Below are 6,682 nucleotides of genomic sequence, written 5' to 3' on the forward strand. Positions count from 1 at the left end.
GAGCGGGCGGCGGCCGCCGCCGGACTGGAGAGCGCCAAGGGCATCCTCCGTTCCGAGGTCGGCCGGGCCGCGGGCGTGAAGTTCACGCCGACCCTCACCTTCGTGGCCGACGCCCTCCCGGACACCGCCCGCACCATCGAGGACCTCCTCGACAAGGCGCGTGACTCGGACGCCAAGGTGCGCGAGAGCGCCTCGGGGGCGAAGTACGCCGGTGACGCCGACCCGTACAAGAAGCCGGGCGACGACGAGGACGACGCCGCCGAATGACCCAGCAGCGCCAGAAGAGCACCACGCCCGACGGACTTGTCATCGTCGACAAGCCGTCGGGCTTCACTTCGCACGACGTCGTCGCCAAGATGCGCGGTATCGCACGGACCCGCCGGGTCGGGCACGCGGGCACCCTGGACCCCATGGCCACCGGTGTGCTCGTCCTCGGTGTCGAGAAGGCCACCAAGCTCCTCGGTCATCTCGCGCTCACCGAGAAGGAGTACCTGGGCACCATCCGGCTCGGGCAGACCACCGTCACCGACGACGCCGAGGGCGAGATCACGGCGTCGGTCGACGCGTCGAAGGTCACCCGCGACGCCGTCGACGCCGGGGTCGCCAAACTGACCGGCGCCATCATGCAGGTGCCGTCCAAGGTCAGCGCCATCAAGATCAACGGGGTGCGCTCGTACAAGCGGGCCAGGGACGGCGAGGACTTCGACATCCCGGCCCGGCCCGTCACCGTCTCCTCCTTCGCCGTGTACGACATCCGTGACGCGGTCGCCGAGGACGGCACCCCCGTCCTCGACCTGGTGGTGTCGGTGGTGTGCTCCTCCGGGACGTACATCAGGGCCCTCGCCCGTGACCTGGGCGCCGACCTCGGTGTCGGCGGCCACCTCACCGCCCTGCGCCGGACCCGTGTCGGTCCGTACAAGCTGGACTCGGCCCGGACTCTCGACCAGCTCCAGGAGGAGCTGACCGTGATGCCGATCGCCGAGGCGGCCGCCGCCGCGTTCCCCCGCTGGGACGTGGACACCAAGCGGGCCCGGCTCCTGCTGAACGGCGTGCGCCTGGAGATGCCCGAGGAGTACGCGGGCGGCGGCGCCGTCGCGGTCTTCGACGCCGACGGCCGCTTCCTGGCCCTGGTGGAGAACCTGAAGGGCAAGGCCAAGAGCCTGGCCGTCTTCGGCTGAGGGCCGGAGAGCCCGCGGCCTTGGGTGCGCTGCGGGCCCGGGAACCGGGGTGGGGTCCGGTGGAGCGAGCGTGGAGCGACGGTCACGGGGTGTGCTGTTCCCGCCGCTCCACGGTCCCCCCTCGGTTCCCCCACCCAGAGGTGTATCCATCCGCTCACGTCTATTCACCCCTTCGTGCAGGCGCTCGGAGTGAACCGAGGGAGCGGAAGGGGGCGCGTTCGCGGAGCGGTCTGTCCTGCTGATCTTCGCTTGCCTACCGTCGGAACAGAGGTACGACGGGGAGGTCAGGGATGGCGGTACGGGGCCGTCGGGCGACGGGTGACGGCCGGGCCGCGCGGGACGAGGTCCTGGTGCGGGTCGCCGATCCTGCGGGACGGCCGCGCGGCACGGGCTTCGTGGCCGATCACCACGGCACGGTCGTCACCAGCCACGAGGCGGTGGACGGGCTGGCCCGGATCGTGCTGCACACCACCGGGGACCGCACCTGCGTGGTGACGTCCGACGCGGTGACGCCGCTGCCCGCCCTCGATCTCGCGCTGATCCGCACCGAGGGGCTCTGCGTCGATCCGCTGCCCTTCGCGCTGAACCACGAGGTTGAGGTCGGCGCCTATGTCCGCATCGCCGCCGGCGGCTGGCGCGAGGCCCGCGTGCTGGGCACGGCCGACGTCACCTACACCGCGCCGGACGGCTTCCATCTCCTGCCCGGTGCCCTGGAGTTGGCGATCGGGACGGCGGGCAGCGAGGCGCTGCGGCCGGGCGGGGGAGCGGCCGGTGGGCCCGTGCTCGACATGACCACCGGGACCGTGGTGGGAGTCCTCGGCACCGCACTGGAGGCACTCCACCGGTCCACCGGCTTCGCCGTGCCCCTGCGCGGATGGCGGGCCGTACCGCCACTGGCCGACCTCCTCGCGCGCAACGCGGCGACCGTCCCGGCCTACGGGACGGATCTGAACCTCGCCGGGGTCCTGGAGCTGACGGCCACCACGGTGGGGTCCGACGGGCCCCGACCACCGGCCGGGCCCACCGCGGCGATCACCGTGGAACCCGTCGAACGCGCCGAGTGCGTGCGGGAGTTCGCCGACTTCACCGACGGACCGGCTACCGTCGTCGGGCTCGTCGGGGCGCCCGGCAGCGGCCGTACGACAGCACTCGCGGCCCTCGCCGCCCGACGCGCCCGTGGGACAGAGCCCACCCCGACGCTGTGGCTCCGGGGCGCCGACCTCCTCGCCGACGACGGATCGGTGGCCGACGCGGCACGACGGTCACTGGAACGGGCGGGGCGGATCGTGGCAGCGTCCACCGAGTCAACCGCGTCTACCGGGTCCACCGCGTTCACTGTCTCCGCCACGGCCACCGTCTCCGCCGGTATGGGCACTTCCACCGCGCCGGTCGACCCGTTCGGTTCCGTGGTCGACCCGTTCGGCTGTGTGGCCGAGCAGCCGGTGGCGGGCGGCCGGTACGACGGTGCGTTGGGGGACATCCGGCCGGAGCGGCTCGCTCGACTCGCGTCGGAGGAGGGGCGGCCGTTGTTGCTGCTGCTCGACGGTCCTGAGGAGATGCCGCCCGCCCTGGAGCACCGGCTGGCGGAGTGGACCGACGGCACGGTCGCCTGGCTGCGGGCGAACGGGGCGCGGCTCGTGGTGGCGTGCCGGGCCGAGTACTGGGAGCAGGCGGGAGCGCGGTTCCCGCCGGAGGCGCTGCACGGGAGTGGGCCCAAGGGCGAGGGGAGGTTGCTGCCGCCGTGCGTACGGCTGGGTGAGCTGACCGAGGGGGAGGCGCGGCGGGCGCGGCTGCGGTACGGGATTCCGGAAGGGGTGCTCGCGGGGGCCGATGCCCGGCATCCGCTCACCCTGCGGCTCCTGTCGGAGGTACGGGCGGCGCTGCCGGAGCGGGGCGCCGGGCGGCACGGCGGGGATGGCGCCCCAGCCGGACCGCCCGGACCGCCCGGCACGGACGGGCCCGCGGGCGCGAGCGGGGGCGCGTCGGAGGGCGCGGGCTCGTCGGGAGGCGCGGGTGCCTCAGCGGCGGCGGGCGCTGGCGTGCGTGGAGGCGGCAGGGGCACGGAGGAGCCGGGGCGGGCGCGGGTGCCCGGCCGGGACGAGGAGCAGCCGGGGTGGGCGCGGGTGCCGGACCGCGACGAGGTGCTCGGCGCCCATCTCGACCTCATGTGCCTGCGCATCGCGGAACGGCTCGCCGCGGCGAACGGGATGCGGGGGACGGCCGTACGGCGGCTCGCGGCGCAGGTCTCCGGGCAGGTGCACGAGGCGGCGCGGCGGTGTCTGGGTCCTGGGCAGGGGGAGCTGGACCGGGCGGCCTTCGAGGCGGTGTTCCCCTGGGGTCCGGTGCCGGGAGAGCGGCTCGGCGGTACCACCGGCTGGGCCTCCGCCGTGCTCACGGAGGGGCTGCTCGTCCCGGCGGGCGAGGGCTACCGTTTCGCGCACGAGGAGCTGGCCGACTGGATCCAGGGCGCCCACCTGGACCTCGACGCCGCCCTGCACGCGCTGGTGCACCGGGGCTGGATCGCACAGGACGAGGCCCGCCGCGGCTCGGGCACCATGCCGTCCGAGGCACGCGTCCGGCGCCAGGCACGCCGGGCCACCCGCAACCTCCCGGTGCCCCGCCACCGCATCGGCCCCGTCGTCCACGCCCTGCTGCTGCTCGGCCGTCAGCAGGGGCCGACCGAACTCGCCGGACGGCTGGAGGAGTTGCTGGACGCCCTGGACGCGCTGCTCCCGCCGGGCCGTACGGCACCCGACGACCCGACCTGGTGGGCCACGCACCTCCTCGCCGATGTCTTGCTGAGGGTGCCCGACGCGACGCCGTACACCAGGGTCCTGCGGTTCCTCGCCGAGCGGATCGGGGCCTGGCGGACCCAGGGCCGATGCGTGCCCGAGGAGTTCGGGCCCGGCTTCTGGGAAGCGCTGCCGCTGCCCGAGCCGGAACGGTTCGACCTGCTGCGACGCCTCGTCGTCGCCGACCCGGCCACCGGCGAGGGCCCGCGCTACCTGGACGCGGTCTCCCGCCTCCTCGCCGCCGACCCGACCGGCGTACCCCCGCATCTGACCCGCTGGTTCCCCGACGACACCCCGCTGGTCGCCACGCCCGACGCGACCGTGGCCACAGCCGCGCAGGCACTGCTGCACACCCACCGACGCAGCGCCCTCGACGACCTGACGGAGACGCTCGTCGACAGCGCGCACCGTCGCGCGGACGAGCTGCTCGCCGTACTGTCCGAGGAGGAGCCGTCGGCCGTGTGCCGGGCCGTGGACCGGTGGGCGCACGACGAGCGTCCGGCGCGACGGGTGGCGGCCCTGGCGTACGCGCTGCGGACGGCGCCCCACACGCGCACGGAAGCCGACCGCGAACTGCTCCGCCACGCCGCCCTCTCCCTGCTGGCCCGCTCCGCCGACCTCACCCTGCACGGCGGAGCGCTCGCGCTGCTCGTCCGCGACCCGGGGACCAGGGCCCGATACCTCCCGCAGGCGCTGGAGCGGTTCGCGGCGGGCGACCCGCAGCTGCCCGCCAGTGCGCTGGTCGCCGCCCTGCCCAGCCACCCCGACCCCGTGCTGGACGCCTTCCGCACCCGGCTGCGGGCACCCGGCGCCGACGGCGGGGCCCTGCGCACGCTCGCCGAGATCACTACTCCCGCGCTCGCCCGGCGCGTCAGCGGCCTCGTACGGGAGATCGTGGAGCTGCGCCCGGAGACGGCCGGGCATGCCGCCGCGTACGTCGAGCGGCGGCTGGAGCACGGCCCGGGGACCCGCGCCGTACTGTTTCCGCTGATCAGCGGGCTCATCGTCGACGGGCCCGTACAGGTGCGGGCGGCCCTCGCGGCCGTGTTCGCCGAGCCGGGCACCGCCGCCTCCGGGCCGCTGCGCCGCGAGTTCCTCGACCTGCTGATGGCGACCGAGCGCGACCCGTCCGTCCTGGACGCGCTGCTGCGGGCCGTGGCCGCCTCCCGCGTCCCCACCGGCCGCGGCACCGAGGCAGACGCCGCGGACACCAGGGAACTGGTGCACCGGGTCGGCCGGCTCCTCGTCCGTACGCCCGAAGGGGCGACCCGTTTCGACTGGGCGCTCGTCGACCTCGCCCGTCACATCCCCGGCTTCGCGGAGCTGGTGGCGGGCTGGCTCAGCGGCACACCGCAGGAATGGGCCGCGGTGGTGGGGCCGAGCACCCGCCGGATGATCGAGAACCTGGCGGGCGAACCGGGGGTGCGGGTGCCCGCCTGAGAGGGGTGCCTCGACCGTGCTCCCGGTCACAGGCCGGATGCCGATGCGGGCCGACGCCCGCGGGCATGGCACCCTTAGACCTGCGTAGAGGCAACCACGGACACAGGTTCGACGAGGAGCGGTCACAGTGCAGCGCTGGCGTGGCTTGGAGGACATCCCCGAGGACTGGGGGCGCAGCGTCGTCACCATCGGTTCCTACGACGGGGTGCACCGCGGGCACCAGCTCATCCTCCGGCACGCCGTGGAACGCGCCCGCGAGCTGGGCGTTCCCTCCGTCGTCGTCACCTTCGACCCGCACCCCAGCGAGGTGGTGCGCCCCGGCACGCACCCGCCGCTGCTCGCCCCGCACCACCGCCGCGCCGAACTGATGGCCGAGCTGGGTGTGGACGCGGTGCTGGTCCTGCCCTTCACGACGGAGTTCTCCCGGCTGTCCCCGGCCGACTTCGTGGTCAAGGTCCTGGTCGACAAGCTGCACGCCAAGGCCGTCGTCGAGGGCCCCAACTTCCGCTTCGGCCACAAGGCCGCCGGGGACGTGCTGTTCCTCACCGAGCAGGGCAAGACGTACGACTTCGACGTCGAGGTCGTCGACCTGTACGTCACCGGTGAGGCGGGCGGCGGCGAGCCCTTCTCCTCCACCCTGACCCGGCGGCTGATCGCCGAGGGCGACGTCGAGGGCGCACGGGAGATCCTCGGGCGTCCCCACCGCGTCGAGGGGGTCGTCGTACGCGGCGCCCAGCGCGGCCGTGAGCTGGGCTTCCCCACGGCCAACGTCGAGACCCTCCCGCACACCGCGATCCCCGCCGACGGTGTGTACGCCGGCTGGCTGCACGTCGACGGCGAGGCCATGCCGGCCGCGATCTCCGTCGGCACGAACCCGCAGTTCGACGGCACCGAGCGCACGGTCGAGGCGTACGCGATCGACCGCGTCGGCCTCGATCTGTACGGGCTCCACGTGGCCGTCGACTTCCTCGCGTTCGTGCGGGGACAGGCGAAGTTCGAGTCGCTGGAGGCGCTGCTCGTGGCGATGGCGGAGGACGTGAAGAAGTGCCGTGAGCTGATCGCGGCGTACGAAGGGGAGTAGCCCCATACGGAAAGGCCCGTACCGTCGAGGACGGTACGGGCCTTTCCGTTGCTCCGGTCTGCCCCTGAACCTGCTCCCGCTACTGCTGCGGGGGTGCGGTGGGCGGCGGGGTCTGGCCTTGCTGGGGCGGGTACGGCTGGCCCGGCGCCGGGTGGCCGTAGAGCGGCTGGCCGGGGTGGGGCGGAGGAGTC

At 74.4% G+C, this 6,682-nt stretch carries 4 protein-coding genes; all 4 read left to right on the forward strand.

Annotated elements, in window-relative coordinates; genetic code table 11:
• Positions 1 to 267, forward strand: a 267-nt coding sequence (locus AOK23_RS04865) for a ribosome-binding factor A (protein ID WP_338056430.1), incomplete at its 5' end; no start/stop codon positions are given.
• The gene (gene truB / locus AOK23_RS04870) at positions 264 to 1,178 is read left to right on the forward strand and encodes a tRNA pseudouridine(55) synthase TruB (protein ID WP_055711504.1); all 915 of its coding nucleotides are present in this window, start codon (positions 264 to 266) and stop codon (positions 1,176 to 1,178) included. The genes AOK23_RS04865 and truB, both read left to right, overlap by 4 nt.
• 290 nt (positions 1,179 to 1,468) lie before the next feature.
• Complete coding sequence (locus tag AOK23_RS04875) at positions 1,469 to 5,410, forward strand: trypsin-like peptidase domain-containing protein (protein ID WP_055711505.1); 3,942 nt, start codon at positions 1,469 to 1,471, stop codon at positions 5,408 to 5,410.
• 127 nt (positions 5,411 to 5,537) lie between these two features.
• Entirely contained in the window at positions 5,538 to 6,491 is a 954-nt protein-coding gene (locus AOK23_RS04880) for a bifunctional riboflavin kinase/FAD synthetase (protein ID WP_079049295.1), read from the forward strand.
• The last annotated feature ends 191 nt before the right edge of the window (positions 6,492 to 6,682 follow it).

The sequence above is a fragment of the Streptomyces torulosus genome, from assembly GCF_001419765.1.
Classification (GTDB): domain Bacteria; phylum Actinomycetota; class Actinomycetes; order Streptomycetales; family Streptomycetaceae; genus Streptomyces; species Streptomyces torulosus.